General features: G+C 43.3%; 14 protein-coding genes. 12 read left to right on the plus strand and 2 right to left on the minus strand.

All coding sequences use genetic code 11. The features are described 5' to 3' along the window. Positions 1-55 precede the first annotated feature (55 nt). Positions 56-2,158, minus strand: coding sequence for a sigma 54-interacting transcriptional regulator (locus tag LJE72_RS16630; protein WP_229248959.1), 2,103 nt, complete (start codon positions 2,156-2,158; stop codon positions 56-58). Positions 2,159-2,312: 154 nt separating this feature from the next. Then, positions 2,313-3,116 (minus strand): biotin--[acetyl-CoA-carboxylase] ligase, encoded by an 804-nt coding sequence (locus tag LJE72_RS16635; protein WP_229248962.1) that lies wholly within the window; start codon positions 3,114-3,116, stop codon positions 2,313-2,315. 492 nt (positions 3,117-3,608) lie between these two features. Between LJE72_RS16635 and LJE72_RS16640 the strand changes: the two genes are divergently transcribed. The 12 genes from LJE72_RS16640 to LJE72_RS16695 all read left to right on the plus strand — a co-directional run bounded on the left by LJE72_RS16640 (position 3,609) and on the right by LJE72_RS16695 (position 19,234). Continuing rightward, the gene (locus LJE72_RS16640) at positions 3,609-4,766 is read left to right on the plus strand and encodes an acyl-CoA dehydrogenase family protein (RefSeq protein WP_229248963.1); all 1,158 of its coding nucleotides are present in this window, start codon (positions 3,609-3,611) and stop codon (positions 4,764-4,766) included. A gap of 171 nt (positions 4,767-4,937) precedes the next feature. Beyond that, positions 4,938-5,783: a 3-hydroxybutyryl-CoA dehydrogenase gene (locus LJE72_RS16645; protein WP_229248965.1), complete on the plus strand. Its 846-nt coding sequence runs from the start codon at positions 4,938-4,940 to the stop codon at positions 5,781-5,783. A 94-nt stretch (positions 5,784-5,877) separates the two neighbouring features. Next, positions 5,878-6,660, plus strand: a complete 783-nt coding sequence (locus tag LJE72_RS16650; protein ID WP_229248967.1) for a short-chain-enoyl-CoA hydratase — start codon at positions 5,878-5,880, stop codon at positions 6,658-6,660. A 68-nt stretch (positions 6,661-6,728) separates the two neighbouring features. After that, complete coding sequence (locus tag LJE72_RS16655) at positions 6,729-7,907, plus strand: acetyl-CoA C-acetyltransferase (protein WP_229248969.1); 1,179 nt, start codon at positions 6,729-6,731, stop codon at positions 7,905-7,907. Between the two features lie 1,166 nt (positions 7,908-9,073). Further along, on the plus strand, positions 9,074-9,211 hold the full coding sequence (locus tag LJE72_RS16660) for an oxaloacetate decarboxylase subunit gamma (protein WP_229248971.1): 138 nt from the start codon (positions 9,074-9,076) through the stop codon (positions 9,209-9,211). A 51-nt stretch (positions 9,212-9,262) separates the two neighbouring features. Beyond that, positions 9,263-10,375 (plus strand): sodium ion-translocating decarboxylase subunit beta, encoded by a 1,113-nt coding sequence (locus LJE72_RS16665; protein WP_229248973.1) that lies wholly within the window; start codon positions 9,263-9,265, stop codon positions 10,373-10,375. A gap of 167 nt (positions 10,376-10,542) precedes the next feature. Beyond that, a complete protein-coding gene (locus LJE72_RS16670) occupies positions 10,543-10,755 on the plus strand; it encodes an acetyl-CoA carboxylase biotin carboxyl carrier protein subunit (protein ID WP_229248975.1) in 213 nt (70 codons plus the stop codon). Between the two features lie 142 nt (positions 10,756-10,897). Then, positions 10,898-12,679, plus strand: coding sequence for an acyl-CoA carboxylase subunit beta (locus LJE72_RS16675; RefSeq protein ID WP_229248977.1), 1,782 nt, complete (start codon positions 10,898-10,900; stop codon positions 12,677-12,679). Positions 12,680-13,120: 441 nt separating this feature from the next. Then, entirely contained in the window at positions 13,121-13,510 is a 390-nt protein-coding gene (locus LJE72_RS16680; RefSeq protein ID WP_229248979.1) for a hypothetical protein, read from the plus strand. A gap of 438 nt (positions 13,511-13,948) precedes the next feature. Beyond that, a complete protein-coding gene (locus tag LJE72_RS16685; protein ID WP_229248980.1) occupies positions 13,949-14,950 on the plus strand; it encodes a TAXI family TRAP transporter solute-binding subunit in 1,002 nt (333 codons plus the stop codon). Positions 14,951-14,978: 28 nt separating this feature from the next. Continuing rightward, positions 14,979-16,973, plus strand: coding sequence for a TRAP transporter permease (locus LJE72_RS16690; protein WP_229248981.1), 1,995 nt, complete (start codon positions 14,979-14,981; stop codon positions 16,971-16,973). 140 nt (positions 16,974-17,113) lie between these two features. Further along, positions 17,114-19,234, plus strand: coding sequence for an acetate--CoA ligase family protein (locus tag LJE72_RS16695; protein WP_229248982.1), 2,121 nt, complete (start codon positions 17,114-17,116; stop codon positions 19,232-19,234). Positions 19,235-19,289: the final 55 nt, after the last annotated feature.

A 19,289-nucleotide genomic window follows, 5' to 3' on the forward strand; every position in this document is an offset into this window, starting at 1 on the left:
GAATAAAACGCCAAAAACGTCCCATAATATCGGGATGTTTTTGGCGTTTTACCATTTAAGATAGATTATATTTGCCTAGCTTTTCATAAAATGCGGATCGGCTCATTTTAAGGAGGCGGGCGGCGGCACTCTTATTGCCCTTAGCCTTTTTTAGAGCTACCAAAAGCATTTCCTTATCAACATCGCTTAATATTGAGCGATAGGAGGATGGTTCATAGGGTTGCTGGCCGAATTGAAAGATCTGGGCAGAGAGGTGTTCTATATCGATTTCGCCCTCCAAAACGTAATTTGCAGCTCTCTCAATGGTATTTTCAAGTTCCCGGATATTCCCGGGCCAAGAGTGAATTAGTAAAGCATCTTTGGCGGCTTGTGTTATGCCAACAACATTGGATCCTAAAATTTCATTGTATTTTTGAATGAAAACCTGAGTCAAAGGCAATATGTCTTCGGAACGTTCCCGAAGTGGAGGCAAATTAAACTGAATTACATTTAGACGATAAAAAAGATCTTCTCGAAAAGCTCCTTTATTTATCGCTTCTCGCAAATCCTTATTTGTGGCGGCTATAATTCGAACGTCCACCTTCTGAGTCCTGACTCCACCCACTCGCATAAATTCTTTATCCTGTAAAACCTGTAATATCTTAACTTGTATAGACAGAGGCATATCTCCAATTTCATCGAGGAAAACAGTTCCCTCATGGGCTTGGGTAAAATACCCGATTTTACCTTTTCGGGAGGCCCCTGTAAAAGAACCAGGGGCGTAGCCAAAGAGTTCGGATTCTAAGAGAGATTCTGGAATGGCAGCACAATTAACTTTAACAAATGGTTGATTTGCTCGGGGACTGGCGGCGTGGATGGCATGAGCAAACATGCCTTTACCTACTCCACTTTCACCGGTTAGTAGAACTGTTGAACTGCTGCGAGCAATCCGATGGGCGTCCTTTTTCATTTTAATAAAGCCGGAGTTTTTGGATACCAGATTATCAAAGCTATTTCCGCGCTTCTCAAGTTCATCGCGATAATATTGGACTTGTTGTCTTAAAGAGAGCCATTTTCGGGCTATTTCTTCAGTGAGTCTGTTATCATCAAGATAGACAGTACTAACGACACCTACGGTCTGAGTTTCATCATAAATAACCTCGTTAATGGGTATATGTGAAACAATGCAGTTTCTATCGTTAATACAGCATATTTCTACTTCGGCAATGCCGTTTTTACTTACCTCAGCGGGAACCCCGCTTGTTAAAAGTTTTTTGATAGGCATTCCAATCATTGCTTCAGCATTGTCAGCAATGAGTCGGCATCCACTTTCATTAACATATTTTACAGAACCTGAGATATCTGAAACAAAAACACCGTCAGAAGAAGCATTAAGGACTCCGTCAAGACTGGTCTGCAAGTCTTTAACGATTTCCAGTTCTCGGGCCATTTCTTCCATATCCGAGATATCAATAAAAGCAATTTTTGTGCCAATCTGAACATCATCTGCAATAATCGGCATTTGGCTAACAATGACTGGAAGGGTCTGTATTATCTGCTTTATTCCCCGGCTGCGATTACTGAATATCTTAAGATCAGGCAACACAAATTCCAAGTGTAAACCCTTGATCTCGGCAGAGTTTAGTCCGAACATCGTTTCAGCGACAGGATTGATCCGCAATATTTTCCCGTTATTGTCAATAACAATGATGCCTTCATAATTTGCGTTGAAGATAGACTCAAGCAGAACGTTAGATGTCATAATCAATTTCTGACTTCCCCTAAGATATTCTGCCGTTCCAATCATTCCAACTGGCGAACCTTGTTGATCAACAACAACTACATAATCAACCAGGCTTTGGCTGGAGCGCACCACCATTGATATTTCATCATAGCACAGGTCGCATGGTACAGAAATTGGTTCATTAACTATGTAAGGAGTGCAAGGATCATCGAGGCACGAACCATCCAGCAGTGCCTTATATAACCTTTTTTTGGGAAAGACCCCAATTAACTTCTCGTCTGTATCAACGACTGGAAGAGTATCCAGCCTAGAATCCTGGTAATATTGGACTACAGTTCGCAGAGAATCACTTGGATGAATAACAATAAAATGTTTATTCATCATCTGCTTAACGGTTAGCCATGAAGTGTAGTTTAAGTTTTCAGGAACCACCATTATGCTATTCTCCTCCCGTTGCCTTTTCAGAATACTTAAATTTTACAGTCATATTCTTCTGAATAATTAAATTATACTATAGAATCCAGTATTGTAAAATGTATTTTCTGCAACTGTTACTAAGGTCGTATTTACCTTCTATTAGGGAAGACAATTAAAATCTTCTTCTTATACTAACATCTTCAGCCAGGAATTCCTGCAGCGATCCATCTGATAAACGCACTATGAGTCCTCCCTTTTCACTGACATCTTCGGCTGATCCGTGGATGGAATAGTTTCCTTTGTTAACAGTTACGTTTCTTCCTAAGGTGACATTGTTCTTAATCCACTTGTTGCGAAGATAAGGATGCCCAGCTCTTACAAAGCCCTGGAAATGTTCGTCCCAGCTAATAATAAACTGTTTAAGCAGTTTAAAGCGAGAAACGTTTTGGCCCAGTTCTATGCTTAGTGAAGTGCTGGTTTCCTGGCAATCGGATGGGAGATGAATGGTTTCCAAATTCACATTTATCCCTAGGCCTATGATTACGTACTCAAAATTGGATTTGGAAAAATTGCTCTCGGCAAGTATGCCGCAGACTTTTTTGCCGTTTATGAAAATATCGTTAGGCCATTTGATTCCAGCTGCACAGCCGGTAACTATTTTTATAGTTTCAGCAACAACCACTGCGGTTAATAGGGTAAGTTGAGGTACAAATTGCACGCTGATTTGGGGTCTCAAAATCATGGACAACAAAAGTCCCTTACCAGGTGGGCAGTGCCACTGGCGTTGCATTCTGCCATGGCCGGAGGACTGGGATCTGCTCATAACTACGCTGCCATCGGTAGCGCCGGATATGGCCATTTGTCTTGCAATACTGTTGGTTGAAGTTAACTCCCGATAATAATATATTTCCTTGCCTAGCAGGCTAAAGTGCTTATGTCGTGAGCAAACCTCTTTGCCAATAGATTTATGTACCATAAAAACTAGATCCTCCTTCTTGGCTGCGCATAGTAATTGAAATTAAAATATCACCTTCTTACGCTTGCGTCAAACTGTCAAGTCTGTAACATTGAAGCAAATGTGTTCGTAAAACCGGAAAAAGATGTCCACTTAACCATACAATTTACAGAATAGATTTTGAATTTCAACCAAAGAAAATCAATAATAAATATTGAATTTCCACATAGGCAAGGGGATTTATCGAATATCTAATGAGGTTAATCATATTTGGCACAATTATTGCATTATTTTATGTAGAAACAGGACTGTACTTGTTTACTAAATCATTGGGACGCAGTGACGCAGGTGTCTTTATGGATGTTTATGAAAAAGTTATAAGGCAAACGCAAATAACAAATAGGCGGAGGTGGATGTAGTAAGAAACATTATCATATAATAATAATTACTGCGTTACGTCTGGAAATTGCATAACTAAAGTGAAATAAATAATAACTAGGGAGTGAGGAAATAATGGATTTCGGATTAACGGAAGATCAGCAAATGATACAAGATATGGCTCGTAACTTTGCTCAAAAGGAAATAGCTCCTTTTGTCGAAGAGGATGAAGAAAACCACTACTACCGCAGAGAGATACTGAGCAAATTGGGTGATTTAGGTCTGTTGGGTTGGAGTATACCAGAGGAGTACGGCGGAAATGGCATGGGTTGGATGGAGGGCGTTCTAGCTCTATATGAAATAGGCAAGGTTCATACTTCTTGGAGACTGGCAATCAGCGGCAACTGCTGGGGGCCTGCTATGACGATAAATCAGTATGGTACTGAAGAGCAAAAGCAAAAGTATATCCCAGGGCTGGTAGATGGTTCATTTGTAGGTAGCTTTGCTATAACCGAAGCTAATACTGGTTCCGATGTGGCCAGTATGAAGACTTTTGCCGAAGACAAAGGGGATCACTGGTTGCTGAATGGATCCAAAATGTGGATTTCCGGAGGACACAGTTGTGATGTCGGGCTACTCTATGCCGTTACTGAAAAAGGCGCGGGTGCTAAAGGACTATCCTGTTTTATCGTTGATTACAATAAAACCCCTGGTGTTACCAGAATCCCAATCCTCTCGAAAGTCGGCATGTGGCCTGCACCGACTTCGGAACTGGTTTTTGAAAACGCTGTGATTCCGAAGGAAAATCTTTTAGGTCCGCTAAATAAAGGTTTTCAAATATGTATGTGGATGTTGAACAACACTCGTATGGGTTGTGCCACTGGTTCAGCAGCGCTCTCAGCAGCTTGCTTGGAAGGTGCAGTTCAATATGCTAATGAGCGTACTCAGTTTGGAAAGCCCATTGGAAAGTATCAAATGATCCAAGCACAAATTGCTGAAATGAAACTAGAAGATGAAGCAGCAAAATACCTCGTTTATCATGCTGCCTGGTTAAAGGATAATAATTTGCCCAGTCAGCAAGCAACTTCGATGGCTAAGTTATTCGGTTGTACAGCAGCCGTTCATGGTGCCAACATGGCTATGAAAATTTATGGCTCCTATGGTTATTCAACTGAATATCCTTGTGGAAGATGGCTCCGCGATGCCAAGCAGTTTGAAACTCTGGAAGGGACTTCCAACATTCATATGCAGATTATCGCAGGAATCGAACTGGGTTATCAACCCAATCGGTAAGTCCGCTAATAGAAACCACAGCTGGCGAAGATCGATTTCAAGCCCTTGCAGAGCAAGGGCTTGAGGCATTAAACTATAATCTGTAGTCCGGAATGAGGAAAGAAATTATTGAAGGCCAAAGCTTGAGTACTTGGATCAGGACTTAGAATAAATGAAAATGGAGGGGTAAGTATGAAAACAATTATGGTTATAGGGGCTGGTCAGATGGGGGGCGGAATCGCTCAAGTTGCTGCCCAAGCAGGCTACTCTGTTATTTTAAATGACATTAAGGATGAATTTGTTGAACGGGGTTTCGGCATCATCCAGAAAAACCTTAGTCGCAGTGTTGAAAAAGGAAAACTTACTGCTGAAGAGAAAGAGGTCATGATTGGTCTTATTACTAAATCAACCTCTCTGCAAGATGCGGTAGCCGCTGACTTAGTTATCGAAGCCGCTGTGGAAAATATGGCCATTAAAGCCCAAGTGTTTTCTCAGCTTGACGTCATTTGCCCTGAACACACGATACTTTCGACCAATACATCCTCATTACCCATCACTGAGATAGCAGCCTTTACCAAACGTCCGGATCGAGTGATTGGAATGCACTTTATGAACCCGGTTCCGGTTATGAAGCTTGTCGAAGTTATTCGTGGCTTGGCCACCAGCGACGAAGTCTATAAAACGATAGAAACCTTAAGTGAGAAAATGGGCAAAACACCAGTGGAAGTCAATGATGCCCCCGGATTTATTGCCAACCGTGTCTTAATCCCAATGCTCAATGAAGCCGTCTGTACACTCAATGAGGGCATAGCTACGGTGGAAGCGATCGATAATGTTATGAAGTTAGGGATGAATCACCCCATGGGTCCATTAGCGTTAGCGGATCTAATCGGTCTGGACACCGTCTTATCCATTATGGAAGTTCTTCATGAAGGTCTGGGTGATAAATATCGCCCTTGCCCGTTACTCCGTAAATACGTCAAAGCAGGCTGGCTTGGACGAAAATCCGGACGTGGTTTTTATAATTACCAGACTTAATAATAGGCATCGTTAATCTTGTTTAAAGATAATATCTCTGAAATTAATCAATGGTATTTAGTCATGAAACTCAGTATAACGAGGAGGACAAACCATGGAGTATAATAATCTTATCATAGAACAAAACGGTGCTGTCGCCGTTTTAACTATTAACCGGCCTAAAGCCTTAAATGCCTTGAATGCAGACACGCTGATGGAACTTTCTTCTGTGCTTGATGAGCTAGAGAAGAATTCCAGTGTCAAAGTGGTGATAATCACAGGCAGTGGAGAGAAGGCCTTTGTTGCGGGAGCAGACATAGCTCAGATGAAAGAGCTTAAGGTTCTAGAAGGCAGACGTTTCGCTCAACTAGGTCAAGCAACTTTTCGTAAGCTTGAACTTCTGTCTCAACCGGTGATCGCCGCAGTTAATGGATTCGCCTTGGGAGGTGGATGCGAGTTAGCCATGGCCTGTGATATCCGTTTAGCAAGTGAAACCGCAAAATTTGGTCAACCGGAAGTAACCCTGGGAATCACGGCGGGGTTTGCAGGCACTCAGCGTTTACCTCGCCTTGTCGGTGCCGGACGGGCTAGCGAATTGCTATTTACAGGGGACATTATTGATGCCCAAGAGGCTTATCGCATCGGCTTGGTAAATCATGTCTATCCATTAGAAACCCTTATAGAAGAAGCCCTAAAGCTTGCCAACCGTATTGCTGGGCGTGCCCCCGCAGCAGTACAGCTAAGTAAAAGCGCTATCCAGCGTGGAAAGAACATAGATATTGACAGCGGACAAGCCTACGAAGCAGAGGTTTTCGGCCTCACGTTCAGCACAATCGATCAAAAAGAGGGTTGCTCAGCCTTTTTAGAACGACGTAAGCCTGATTTCAAAGGGTGTTAATTACATTTTCGGTAAATCGAGGAAATATCCAAACTCAAGTCGAACATTATAAAGGAGTTGATTATTAAATGAGAGAAGTTGTTATCGTAAGTGCTGTTCGTACACCCGTGGGTTCATTTTTAGGTGCTCTAGGGCAGACATCGGCTGCTGAGTTAGGTGCAATTGCCATCAAGGAATCGATGAAAAGAGCTGGTATTACAGCTGATCAGGTTGATGAGGTTATTATGGGCAACGTGTTGCAAGGTGGGCTAGGACAAAATCCCGCTCGCCAAGCGTCTATTAAAGCTGGAATTCCACAGGAAGTTCCTTCATGGACACTTAATAAAGTATGCGGATCAGGAATTAAATCTGTTGTTTGTGCTGCCCAGGCCATTATCTCCGAGGACGCTGATATTGTTATTGCAGGCGGGATGGAGAGCATGTCCTTAGCGCCTTATGCTCTTCCTAAAGCACGTACAGGGTATCGGATGGGTAACAGCAGCTTTATTGATACCATGATTATCGATGGATTAACAGATGCTATGAACAATATTCATATGGGCATAACCGCTGAAAACATCGCAGAACAGTTTGGTATTTCCCGTGACGAACAAGATCACTATGCGGTCTCCAGTCAAAATCGCACGGAGGAGGCTATTAAAGCCGGAAAATTTGATGAGGAAATTGTATCCGTGTCCATTCCCCAACGCAAAGGCGATCCCCTTGTTATCTCGCAGGACGAATTTCCACGTTTTGGTGCAACCTATGAAGCCCTCGCTAAGTTAAAAGGCGCTTTCAAAAAAGATGGAACCGTCACTGCCGGGAATGCTTCGGGAATCAATGACGGGGCTGCTGCTGTCGTCGTTATGGCTAAGGAGAAGGCAGTGGAACTGGGCTTAACCCCTCTTGCGACCATCACATCATGGGGTTCAGCAGGTGTAGATCCCTTAATTATGGGAACTGGCCCCATCCCGGCTAGCCGTAAGGCATTAGAAAAAGCGGGACTGAAAATTGAAGATATTGATCTTGTGGAAGCCAATGAGGCATTTGCATCTCAAACTTTAAGAGTTGCTAAAGAGTTGCAACTTGATATGGCGAAGACGAATGTAAACGGTGGAGCAATTGCTATCGGTCATCCTGTGGGTGCTTCTGGAACTCGTATCCTAGTAACTTTATTGCACGAAATGAAACGCAAAAATGCCCATCGTGGATTAGCCACACTGTGTATCGGTGGAGGTCAAGGGATCGCCATGATTGTAGAACGTTAAACGACCTGTTCATTGTCCTTTATTGATTGCAGGAGATGTGTACTGAAAACACAACAGTTGAGGAGATTACATCCTTAAAAAGCGCAGACATATGAATAGGGAAGATGGTTTCAGCAATTAATTAAAATTATTGAGCGCAAACCGTTTTAATGAAACAGTTTAGTAGAGTTGATTCTATAAGAACATCCGAGTAGGATGTTCTTTTCTTTATTCTAGTCAGAAAGTATAAGTTTCGTTACATAATTCATGGAAGGTCACTGTTCGCCATCACGGTATCTTGCCATCCATGGCGGTGCATTAACCTCGAACATCCATGTTCGAGGCATAGCTACAGGGACACTCGACCGTCCATGGTCAGGGCATAAGGACAAGGAGATGGCAGGCTTAGGGTTAACCAGGTTTTTCAAAAAAAATAATAATAGCCTTTTATCTAAATAACTTGCAGATACAGTATTAAACTTAATAATCCAGTAAATTGGCATGTATATTGCATTATACATTAACAGGTTCATATTAAAATTAGTTTCAAACAATGATGCATTAGGTGGTGAAGCTAGAGAGAATTGTCACGAACTGCTCAAATTGCGGTTACTCCTATCGAGCCGAAACAGATTAATAGTGGAGCAAGGCTTAATAATCTGGGTGAACAACTTAAATTTAAAAGGGGTAGTTTAGATAACTGGAGTGCTATATGGCCAATTCAGGTTTTACATAGGTGAGTCGCCGTCTCCGCAAGTTTATTGAGGAAAGCAAGATCCTGTGGGAAGACTACACACTGGACCTACAACCATTGATGTATCATGCAGCTGCCCGGAGACAGCCTTAAAGACTTGATTATCTGACCAGTCCAGGTTGGATAGATGACCGGATGGCCGTAAGAAGACAGGTCTTCCTGAAGTCAGACCCTAAGCGTAGTAACTGAATTATGCGTTTTGACGAAAAGACCAAATGATGTATTTGGCCGAATACTTCCCGGGAATTGCCCTGAAATATATTCAGAAAATACTGAAATTTAAGTGGATATTCGCAGAGCCGTAGAAGCGGAGCCTTCCAGTCAGGTGCCCCTCGATACCTAATAAAGTAGATTCTGACGTTTACTGGTTTAAAGATATGTTCGGCTAAAAGGACTGATGACCTTTGATTAATGCAGGAAAGGGGGGGAGTAAATGTCATTGGCACTAACTACTTTTATCTCAGGAATATCTGGAGTGTTTTTAGTTATGACATTTCTACTGATAATGATTAAATTGAGCTCTAAACTTGCAATAGCTTTAGAGAAGAAACAAGAAAAACAGGAATCATAGGCGTAATTATACTTAACAAAATTAACTAAGTCAGAAAGGAGTTTGGAAAAAATGGAGCTATTACAAGGCATGTGGACATCAATGGCTTTTGACAACCTCTATTGGGGTAATCTCGTCATGTGGGCCATTGCGTTAACATTTGTTTATTTAGCTATTAAGAAGGGCTTTGAACCCCTGCTGTTATTACCAATAGCCTTTGGTATCCTTTTAGTTAATTTGCCCTCAGAGATCATGACGCCCGGAGAAGGACTGCTTTGGCGTTTCTATCATTATGGAGAGGAGTGGGCCATAATTCCTCCTCTGATCTTTCTAGGCATTGGAGCTATGACCGATTTTGGTCCGGTGATTGCCAATCCCAAGACTCTGCTGCTGGGTGCAGGTGCTCAAGGAGGGGTGTATGTCACCTTCTTTGGAGCTTTAGCTTTGGGTTTCAATATTGACCAGGCGGCTGTCATCGGAATTATTGGAGGTGCGGACGGCCCGACCACTATTTTCCTAGCATCTAAACTGGCTCCGGAAATGATGGGTATCTGTGCGGTGGCTGCCTACTCCTATATGGCTCTGGTACCGGTTATCCAACCGCCTGTGATGAAATTACTTACCACTGAAGCTCAAAGAAAGATCCGCATGAAATCCTTGCGTAAGGTATCTAAACTGGAAAAAATATTCTTCCCTATTATTACGGTTATAGTTATCACCTTGGTTGTACCAGATGCCGCTGCCTTGATGGGTATGTTCTGTTTCGGAAATCTGATGAGGGAATCTGGGGTGGTCGATCGTTTGAGCCTCACAGCACAAAATGAATTGATGAATATAGTCACCATATTCTTAGGAATATCTGTTGGTGCTACTATGCCGGCAGAAGTGTTTTTGACAACCAAGGTTATCGGCGTATTTATTCTGGGTTCGGTGGCATTTTGTTGTGCTACGGCCTGTGGTATAGGATTAGCGCATTTAATGAACCTGTTCCTTAAAGAGAAGATCAATCCATTAATTGGTGCTGCCGGTGTTTCGGCTGTGCCTATGGCGGCTCGTGTAGCTCATAAAGTGGGTTCTGAAGCGGATAAGAAGAACTATCTCTTAATGCACGCCATGGGTCCAAACGTAGCAGGTGTTATTGGTACTGCAGTAGCAGCAGGTATGTTTCTCAGCGTATTGAAGTGACCTTATAATTGTTCCTGAGGTTAAGGAGATTATCCCATCGACTGCACAAGTTTGTTTGAGCTACAAGGCCTGCAACTTAATCAGAAGCAAATTCGTGCAAAAGTGGGGTGGAGGATTAATCCTTAACTTTAGAAATAAATTCATATTGGAAAAGGAGGAAAATTTAAATGGCAAACATTGAAAGCCCAATGTCAGGTAAGGTTTGGAAGATTCTCGTTAAGGTGGGAGACGCTATCGTGGAAGATGACGAAGTGATCATTCTCGAAGCTTTGAAAATGGAAAATCCTATATTTGCACCTGAAGATGGCGTTATAAAAGAAATCAACGTTAAAGAAGGTCAGCAAGTCACCGAAGGTGATGTACTAGTTGTACTGGAATAGTTTTTTTAGATAAATAAGTGTAAAGATTGGAAGTCGAATCGTTATTCAGCTTCCTCTACCTTTATATCTAAATGAGATTTAAAGTGATCGCTTATTCACGCTTATTTAAGCAGTACTTTGTACTTGAAAGGAGTGTTAATTAGTGAGTGAATTCGGGTATTCTATGCCTAGATATTTTGCAAAAATGGACGATCTGGGTAATCCCATAAAAAAGATAAACACGAAAAATGCCGAAGAACTGTTAGCGGTGGAAGCTGAAGTTGATGCTGAGGTTAATCGGATCAAAACGGGTGGAAAACCAAGTGAAAAGGTGAATGCCGGGGGAGAATGGACTGCTTGGCAACGTATTGACTACTTAGTTGAGCCTGGTACTTGGTGCCCGCTCCATACAATATATGATCCTACTGCCAACGAAGAGGGTACTACCGGGGTTATCGACGGAATTGGAAAGGTTAACGGTAAATGGGTAGTCGTGATTGCTTCTGATAACAAGTATTTGGCAGGTGCTTGGATTCCGGGACAGGCCGATAATATTACCAGAGTGACTGATATGGCTAAGAGAATGAATCTGCCTTTAGTATGGATATTGAATTGTAGTGGCGTTAAGCTGAGCAATCAAGAAGAAGTATACCCTAACCGTATCGGTGGAGGGACTCCATTCTATAGACATAATGAACTGGAACAGTTAGGGCTCCCGGTTATCGTAGGCATCTATGGAACTAATCCAGCTGGTGGAGGCTATCATAGCATCAGTCCAACTATTCTTATCGCTCATAAAAAGGCTAACATGGCTGTTGGCGGTGCCGGAATCGTTGGAGGTATGAGCCCGAAGGGTTATGTCGATGAAGAAGCCGCTCAATCACTGATTGATGCTACATGCGGATTTAAATCAACTCCTCCCGGGAGAGTTGAAATTCACCATGGGGTTACTGGTTTCTTCCGTGAAGTAGCTGAAAGTGAAGAAGCTGTTCTGGACGCAATTAAAAAGTATGTCGGAGCACTGCCTGCCTATAATCCGGAATTTTTTAGAGTTGCTGATCCAGCCGAACCTAAATTTGCTGGTGGAGATCTTCGTACTATTGTTCTTGCTAATCAGAAGAGAGCTTACGATATATACGAAGTATTGGCCCGTCTCTTTGATAACAGCGAACATATGGAATATAAGCCTGACTATGGTTTGGAAATGTATACTGGCATAGCCAAAATCGATGGTTTACTCTGCGGTTTCGTTGCTAACAAACAGGGAATATTAAAGAACTATCCGGAATATACCAAAGATTATATAGGCGTCGGTGGTAAGCTCTATCGTCAGGGCTTGATCAAGATGAGCGAGTTTGTGACACTGTGTAATCGCGATAAACTGCCGATAGTCTGGATTCAGGATACAACGGGTATTGATGTTGGGGATATTGCTGAGTCTGCAGAACTGCTAGGTTTAGGACAGTCTCTAATTTATTCTATTCAGAATACTGATATTCCTCAGATGGAAATTACCCTCAGAAAAGGTACCGCTGCAGCTCACTATGTTTTAGGTGGACCTCAAGGCGCTGCCAATGCTTTTAGTATTGGTACTGCTGCGACGGAGATAAACGTAATGCATGGGGAAACTGCTGCCGCAGCTATGTATTCACGCAGACTGGTTAAAGATCAAGATGATGGTAAATCTCTGGATGGTACCATTGCTAAGATGAATGCCTTGATTGAGGATTATGCTGAAAAATCCAGACCGATATTCTGTGCTAAGAAAGGCTTCGTTGATGAGATTGTTAAGATGTCGGCATTACGTAATTATATTCAGGCATTCGTGGGAGGAGTCTATCAAAATCCAAAATCGATTTGCCCAATACATCAAATGATAACTCCGAGAACTATTAAAGATTATATGGATGTCTATGTAAATAAAAGCACTGTAAGAGATAATTAACTTGTTTGAAGCATGAGTAAACTCGTTCAGCTAAAGCTGAACATCGAGACTTCGGTGGCATAAGTCTCCAGTACAATAGTCTCTGGTGGAGATTATCGCTGAAAGCGCACGGCCCGTAACGAATACAATTGCGCTGAGGATAGACTTATGCCTAAGGCGCATATGCACAGACGAATACATTCGCGGCGCAGGATGGACTCTGCCTCCTTCGCCGCAAAATGTGTTCCTATTGGGAAAAACGCTCGGCGATACTCTCTACTGGAGACTATCATCACCGAAGAAGATTAAGGAACACCCACTTACAAGAAGTGGGAGTCTTCTTTGAATTGATAAAGGAGCTTGTAAAATACAGCCCGATAAAAAGTCTGATTCGAGGGCTAAAGGGCGGGAACCTTTAAAACCACATGCGGCAGGATTTCTAGTAATAAAGGAGTTATAGGCATGTATCAAATTACAAGTAAAGAACAAAATTGCAGAGCCTGTGGTAAGATTGTCTTAGAAAATTCTCATCGTTGTCCGAACTGTGGGGTTGGAGCTCCAGGAATATATAGCAGATGTCCCAATTGCAAGTCGGATAATTATGTCTATCATAAGTATGGTTATGCCATCATACGGGCGTTATTGGCCACTTGTGTTTGTGGTCCACTCGGTCCGGTTTTTGGTTTTGTAGGTTACAATAGAACCGAATGTATTTGTCTGACCTGTAATCAGGGATGGTTCCCTTTTCTGAAAGATGAACAGCTCGGACCCTTTAACACCTTTGTCGGAGAAGAAGGCAAAATGAGCAGAAGATTTAAGAAAATACCCGCTAGAATCTCTGTTCAATTATAGAAAGACTTGCTAACAGCAGGCGCTTATCTCCTTATGAGAAAGTGCCTTAAAGAATTTTGGTCATCAATGAGGGCGTATGGAAGCAGCGAAGAGCGACTTTCATCGTCCTCATTTGTCAGGTTTATGTCGATATTGCTTATTGAGATTATTTCCTAAGAAGATGGAGAAAGTTAAAATTAACCAGAACAATTAGAAAATAACAAAAAAAGAGAAAATTTAGAAAATACTAACAAAATCTATAGACTTTAAAAAGGGGAATGTGATATAATCTTATTCAGGAACACTGTTCCGATAATAGGAACAAAGATACCAAAATTAGTTGAATAATACTGTGTGTGTTGTCGAGTATAAGTATTCAATAATCAAGGAGGTGATAAAAACTAGGTTTACTTATCCAAAGTTTAAGAGGACAAATTATAGGAGGAGGGCGAATCTAAAATGCACAAAAAACTGGCGTTAATTATGGTTATCATTATAACTCTGGCTCTGACGGGGTGTGGAAGCACCAGTTCCAGTGGCGATGGTCAAACGCCCGCGAAGATTCAAAAAGTGAACATTGCTACGGGGACGACTTCGGGTGCTTATTACCCAATAGGAAATGCTTTAGCTAAAATTTGGTCGGACAAGGTCCCCGGCGTTAAAGCTTCCGCTCAGGCAACCGAGGCAAGCGCTGCTAATATGAATTTCTTACAACAAAATGAAGCCGAAGTAGCTTTTACTATGGCCAATGTGGCTGTGTACGCTTATGAAGGTCAGGATACATTTAAGGGACGTGCCAACAAGGATCTGCGCGGTATGACCTTCTTATATCCTAATGTGACTCAAATTGTCGTACGTAAGGATTCCGGAATCAACTCGCTCAAGGATCTCGAAGGCAAGAGATTTGCTCCAGGGGCCACCGGAAGCGGGACTGTAACCAACTCTAAAGAAGTCTTGGGGGCCTATGGGCTAAATTTTTGGGAGACCGATAAGAGCAATGTGAAAGCGGATTACGTTGGATTTACTGAAGCGAGCGAATTGTTGAAAAATAAGCAAGTCGATGCTGCTAACTTCTCCGGTGCCATGCCCTTAGCGGCGATTATGGATGTCTCTAACTCGATTGACATTAAGCTGATTTCTCTTGAACCAGAGATAATAAAAGAGATTGTCACCCAATATCCCTTCTACTATGAGGTGGTCATTCCTAAGGGAACCTACAAGGGACAAGATGAAGAGGTACACACGGTAGCTTTAGCTAACTTATTACTGACTCGGGCTGATCTGAGCGAAGAGTTAATCTACGACCTTACGAAAGGGATTTATGAAAACCTGCCGGATCTGTTGAATGCCCACTCCATCACCAAGAACATTAAAAAAGAAGACTCCAATAAAGGGATGGGTCCTCTGCCCTTGCATCCTGGTTCCATTAAATACTTCAAAGAAGTTGGGATTATGAAGTGAGTGAAGTAAGGAAGGCGGTGAACCGGGCATGAAGGACCGGGAAGGAACGAGTGACGATAACCAAGTTGAGAGATTATCAGCGGATGGAATTGCCTCAGAGGAAGTCGTCCAAGAATTCTTGGAAAAATACGATAAGGAATCTCAATTCCGGAAGTTTAAACCCAGAACGAAACTTGCGTTATTGGTGTCGGCCATCGCTGTTTCATTTTCTTTTTTTCATTTGTGGGTAGCAGGTTTTGGGGCGCTGGAAGCCATTAAGTTGCGCTCTGTTCACCTAACCTTTGTCATGGTGCTGATCTTCCTGCTGTATCCTGCCCACAGGAAAGGGATGCGCAACAAACCGGGCATTACGGACTGGGCAATGGTCGCGCTTAGTATTGTAACGGGTCTCTACATGGTCTTCGCCAATGAGCAATTAGCCATGCGTGGAGGTCTGCCGATAACCCGGGATTACATCATGGGCGCGTTAGGCATCTTGGTAGTCTTAGAGGCGGGACGCCGGGCCCTTGGCAAAGAGTTGCCGATCCTTGGCGTACTGTTCCTCCTCTATGCATACTTCGGAGAATACATCCCGGGGACCTTTGGGCACAGTGGTTTCAGCCTGAATCGGATTATTGCCCATATGTATCTGGGTTCAGAAGGGATCTTCGGTGTCGCACTCGGTGTTTCGGCCACCTTTATTTTTCTCTTTGTATTATTTGGTGCTTTCCTTGGGGAAACGGGCATGGCCAAATTGATTAATGATGCGTCAATGGCCATGGCGGGAACCTCACCGGGCGGGCCGGCCAAGGTTGCCGTATTTGCAAGCGGAATCATGGGAACCATCAGTGGCAGCGCGGTGGCTAACGTAGCGACAACCGGTGCCTTTACCATCCCCCTGATGAAAAATATTGGTTATAGGCCTCACTTTGCGGGGGCGGTGGAAGCCGTCGCTTCCACCGGCGGTCAGTTAATGCCTCCAGTCATGGGAGCAGCGGCGTTTATCATGGCGGAATTTTTAAATATCCCTTATAAAGACATAATGCTGGCAGCGTTAATACCCGCGTTTCTCTATTACTTAGCGGTCTTTACGATGGTGTATCTAGAAGCCGTTAAGACGGGATTAGTGGGCGTGTCGCGTGACAAATTACCCATTATGGGAGTGGTCATGAAAGAGCGGGGTCATCTCATATTGCCCCTGATAGCGATTGTTTACCTGCTGATGAAAGGGGTAACTCCAACCTTTGCAGCCTTTTACGGGATCTTGACAGCCATTGGGGCCAGCTTCTTGCGGAAAACGACACGAATGAGTTGGCGAGGGCTTCTAATGGCCCTGGAGATGGGGGCAAAAGGGAGTGTGGGTGTAGCAATAGCCACAGCGGTCGTCGGGTTTATCGTCGGAGTATCCTCATTGACGAGTCTGGGCATAACTCTGGGAGACAATATGATTGCCTTTGCTCACGGAAACTTGTTTGCAACCTTAGTATTGACGATGATTACCGCCATCATCCTGGGCATGGGAATGCCGACAACTGCGGTTTACATTGTGGGAGCTACCATAGCCGCCCCGGCTCTCCTGAAACTGGGGATCGCTCCGTTGGCCGCTCACCTGTTCGTATTCTACTTTGGCAACATCTCGAATGTTACTCCCCCCGTAGCCTTAGCTGCCTTTACAGGAGCCGGGATTGCCGGAGCCAGTCCAAGTCGAACGGGGTGGGCAGCAGCTCGTCTGGCATCCGCCGGATTTTTAATCCCCTTTATATGGATTTATTCACCCGCCTTAATTGCCCAAGGAAGTCTGGGTGAGATTCTGTTGGCGGCGGTAACGGCAAGTATTGGGATTATTACGCTAGCCTGTGCGGTACAGGGATATATGCTAAGAACAACGAATGTTATCCAAAGAATATTCTTGTTTGCAGCAGCTCTTGGATTGATTAAGCCGGGATTGGTAACGGATACGGTGGGTATTTCGGTATTGATAATTGTGTTCCTCTGGCAACGGTATCAGCGTAATTCAGTAAAGGCTGAGAGTATTAATGTGTAGTAATTAATAGAGTTTTTTTGCGATAATTTTAATCAAACTTATGGAAGGATACACTATCGGGCTGCTTAACAGCATGCTAAAACATAGATAGGTCGTTAAATATCTGAATATTTCGACTTTCGAGAGGGGGACAGAGGGTAATGGATTATTTTATGGATCCAACAGGGGTTGCTATTATAGGAGCTAGCCAGGATTTTAAGACCATTAATGGTAAAATCCTTAAATATTTACTAATGCATAAATATCAGGGCCAGATTTATCCGGTAAATCCAAAGTACAGACAAATCGAGGGATTGTATTGTTATCCGTCAGTTGGCGCAATTCCAGAACAAGTAGATTTAGCGCTGATTGCTGTAGCCGCAGCGCGGGTGCCTGGAATTTTAAGGGAGTGCGGCACCAGAAAAATCAAAAGGGCCGTCATTTTTTCTTCCGGATTTGCTGAAACCGGCTCAGAGGGGAAGAAAATCCAAGAAGAAATTATCAAGATCGCTCAAGAATTTCAGATGCGATTGATAGGCCCAAACTGCCTGGGTGTCCTTAATGTCTCTACAGGGCTGATCGCTTCTTTCAGTGCTTCGATGGAACTAGACAGCATCAAGGAAGGCCCGGTAGCTTTAGTATCTCAGAGTGGGGCTGTTGGTTTTCTGCTGTTTAATCTACTGCAAGATGCTGGTGTTGGAGTAAACTATGTTATCACAACCGGCAATGAAGCGGATGTAACGGTTAGTGAAGGTTTGGCATATTTGGTGGAGAATCCGAGTACTAAAGTAATCTTAACCTATTTGGAAGGTTTAAGAGATGGAGAGACCTTTAAAAGGACAATTGAAAAGGCTGCAGAGGCAAGTAAACCAATTATTGCCTTAAAAGTTGGCAATTCTGCCAGCGGTCAGAAAGCAGCCGCTACTCATACGGCAGCCTTGACCGGCTCAGGAGCCGCCTACAAAAGCTACTTTGATAGAATGGGCATCATACAGGCCAAAGACAGTGATGATATTATCGATTTGGCTCAGGCCTTTGTGCCCGGAAAATTGCCCAAAGGAGCTAGGCTTGGTATTGTAACAATGTCGGGTGGAGTTGGTATCTTGCTGGCAGATCGCTTAGAAGAAGTTGGGTTGCAAGTACCACAATTAAGCAAAGCATTGCAAGAAGAGGTGCGCAAGGTCATCCCGGCCTTTGGTTGCGCTCAGAATCCAGTTGATGTCACTGCCCAATCTCTAAACGAGGGAGAAGAGTTTAAGAAATGTCTAAAAATTCTCTTGGATTCAGATGAACTGGATATGCTGATTGTTGCTATAACTATGGCTACTGGGAAATTGGCAGAAAAAATCGGCCGTGACGTTGCTGAAGCGGCTTTAGAGACAGATAAACCCCTGGTCGTCTGCTGGAGTGTAGGGCAAGTAGCTAAGCCAGGATTTGATGTCCTAATGGATGCGGGTGTCCCCCTCTATCACTCTCCAGCCCGGGCGGCCAAAGTTATGGGGTTTTTATACAATTATGCCAGATTTAAAAATGGCTGGAAAACAACCGTTGCAGAAAAAATAAACATCTCCAGGCAAACCGAAGTCCAAAATGCCCTTAAGAAAAGTAACAAAGCCTTAAGTGAACATGCTACAAAGGAATTATTAGAACTGTATGGGCTTCCAGTTACTAAAGAATATGTTGCTAAGAGCGCGAAAGAAGCTGTAGTCATTGCTGAAAAAATGGGCTACCCGGTAGTGATGAAAATTGACTCTCCTGATATCTTGCATAAAACAGAGGCAGGAGGAGTTGCAGTAAATATTGACTCAGCACAAAGCGTAGAAGCTACGTTTAATGAAATCATGAAAAAGGCCCTAAATTACAATCCTCAAGCCAAAATCAATGGAATCTTAATGCAGGAACAAGTTCCGGCAGGAGTAGAGGTAATCATTGGGCTTCAGAGGGACCCTGTTTTAGGTACTCAAATCATGTTTGGCCTCGGTGGGATCTTTGTAGAGGTGTTTAAAGATATGGTATTAAAGCCAGCACCTTTAAGTCGTGAAGATGCCCTTGAGGTGTTGAATCAGATCAAAGGAGGTGCTCTCTTAAACGGTGTCAGGGGCGGACAGCCGGCAGACAAAGAGGCTTTAGTAGAAATATTGCTTGGAGTCAGTCAATTAGCAGTAGAGGCAGGAGAGGATCTGCTCAGTCTAGATATAAACCCAGTAACGGTTCTGCCCCAAGGCCAGGGCGCAAAAATCCTGGATGGGGTGCTTGTCAGTTCGGGTTTAGACAATAACTAGATTCGGAAATTACCTCTTGCTTATTGACCATATAAGCATTGGCCGGTGGTTTATC

The organism is Desulfosporosinus shakirovi, assembly GCF_020595055.1.
GTDB classification, from domain to species: domain Bacteria; phylum Bacillota; class Desulfitobacteriia; order Desulfitobacteriales; family Desulfitobacteriaceae; genus Desulfosporosinus; species Desulfosporosinus shakirovi.

Bases quoted from the DNA above. Each gene is read 5' to 3' on its own strand.
- LJE72_RS16630 (WP_229248959.1), bottom strand. From the start codon at position 2,158: ATGGTGGTTCCTGAAAACTTAAACTACACTTCATGGCTAACCGTTAAG.
- LJE72_RS16670 (WP_229248975.1), top strand. From the start codon at position 10,543: ATGGCAAACATTGAAAGCCCAATGTCAGGTAAGGTTTGGAAGATTCTC.
- LJE72_RS16650 (WP_229248967.1), top strand. From the start codon at position 5,878: ATGGAGTATAATAATCTTATCATAGAACAAAACGGTGCTGTCGCCGTT.
- LJE72_RS16645 (WP_229248965.1), top strand. From the start codon at position 4,938: ATGAAAACAATTATGGTTATAGGGGCTGGTCAGATGGGGGGCGGAATC.
- LJE72_RS16655 (WP_229248969.1), top strand. From the start codon at position 6,729: ATGAGAGAAGTTGTTATCGTAAGTGCTGTTCGTACACCCGTGGGTTCA.
- LJE72_RS16685 (WP_229248980.1), top strand. From the start codon at position 13,949: ATGCACAAAAAACTGGCGTTAATTATGGTTATCATTATAACTCTGGCT.
- LJE72_RS16680 (WP_229248979.1), top strand. From the start codon at position 13,121: ATGTATCAAATTACAAGTAAAGAACAAAATTGCAGAGCCTGTGGTAAG.
- LJE72_RS16665 (WP_229248973.1), top strand. From the start codon at position 9,263: ATGGAGCTATTACAAGGCATGTGGACATCAATGGCTTTTGACAACCTC.
- LJE72_RS16635 (WP_229248962.1), bottom strand. From the start codon at position 3,116: ATGGTACATAAATCTATTGGCAAAGAGGTTTGCTCACGACATAAGCAC.
- LJE72_RS16660 (WP_229248971.1), top strand. From the start codon at position 9,074: ATGTCATTGGCACTAACTACTTTTATCTCAGGAATATCTGGAGTGTTT.
- LJE72_RS16695 (WP_229248982.1), top strand. From the start codon at position 17,114: ATGGATTATTTTATGGATCCAACAGGGGTTGCTATTATAGGAGCTAGC.
- LJE72_RS16640 (WP_229248963.1), top strand. From the start codon at position 3,609: ATGGATTTCGGATTAACGGAAGATCAGCAAATGATACAAGATATGGCT.
- LJE72_RS16690 (WP_229248981.1), top strand. From the start codon at position 14,979: ATGAAGGACCGGGAAGGAACGAGTGACGATAACCAAGTTGAGAGATTA.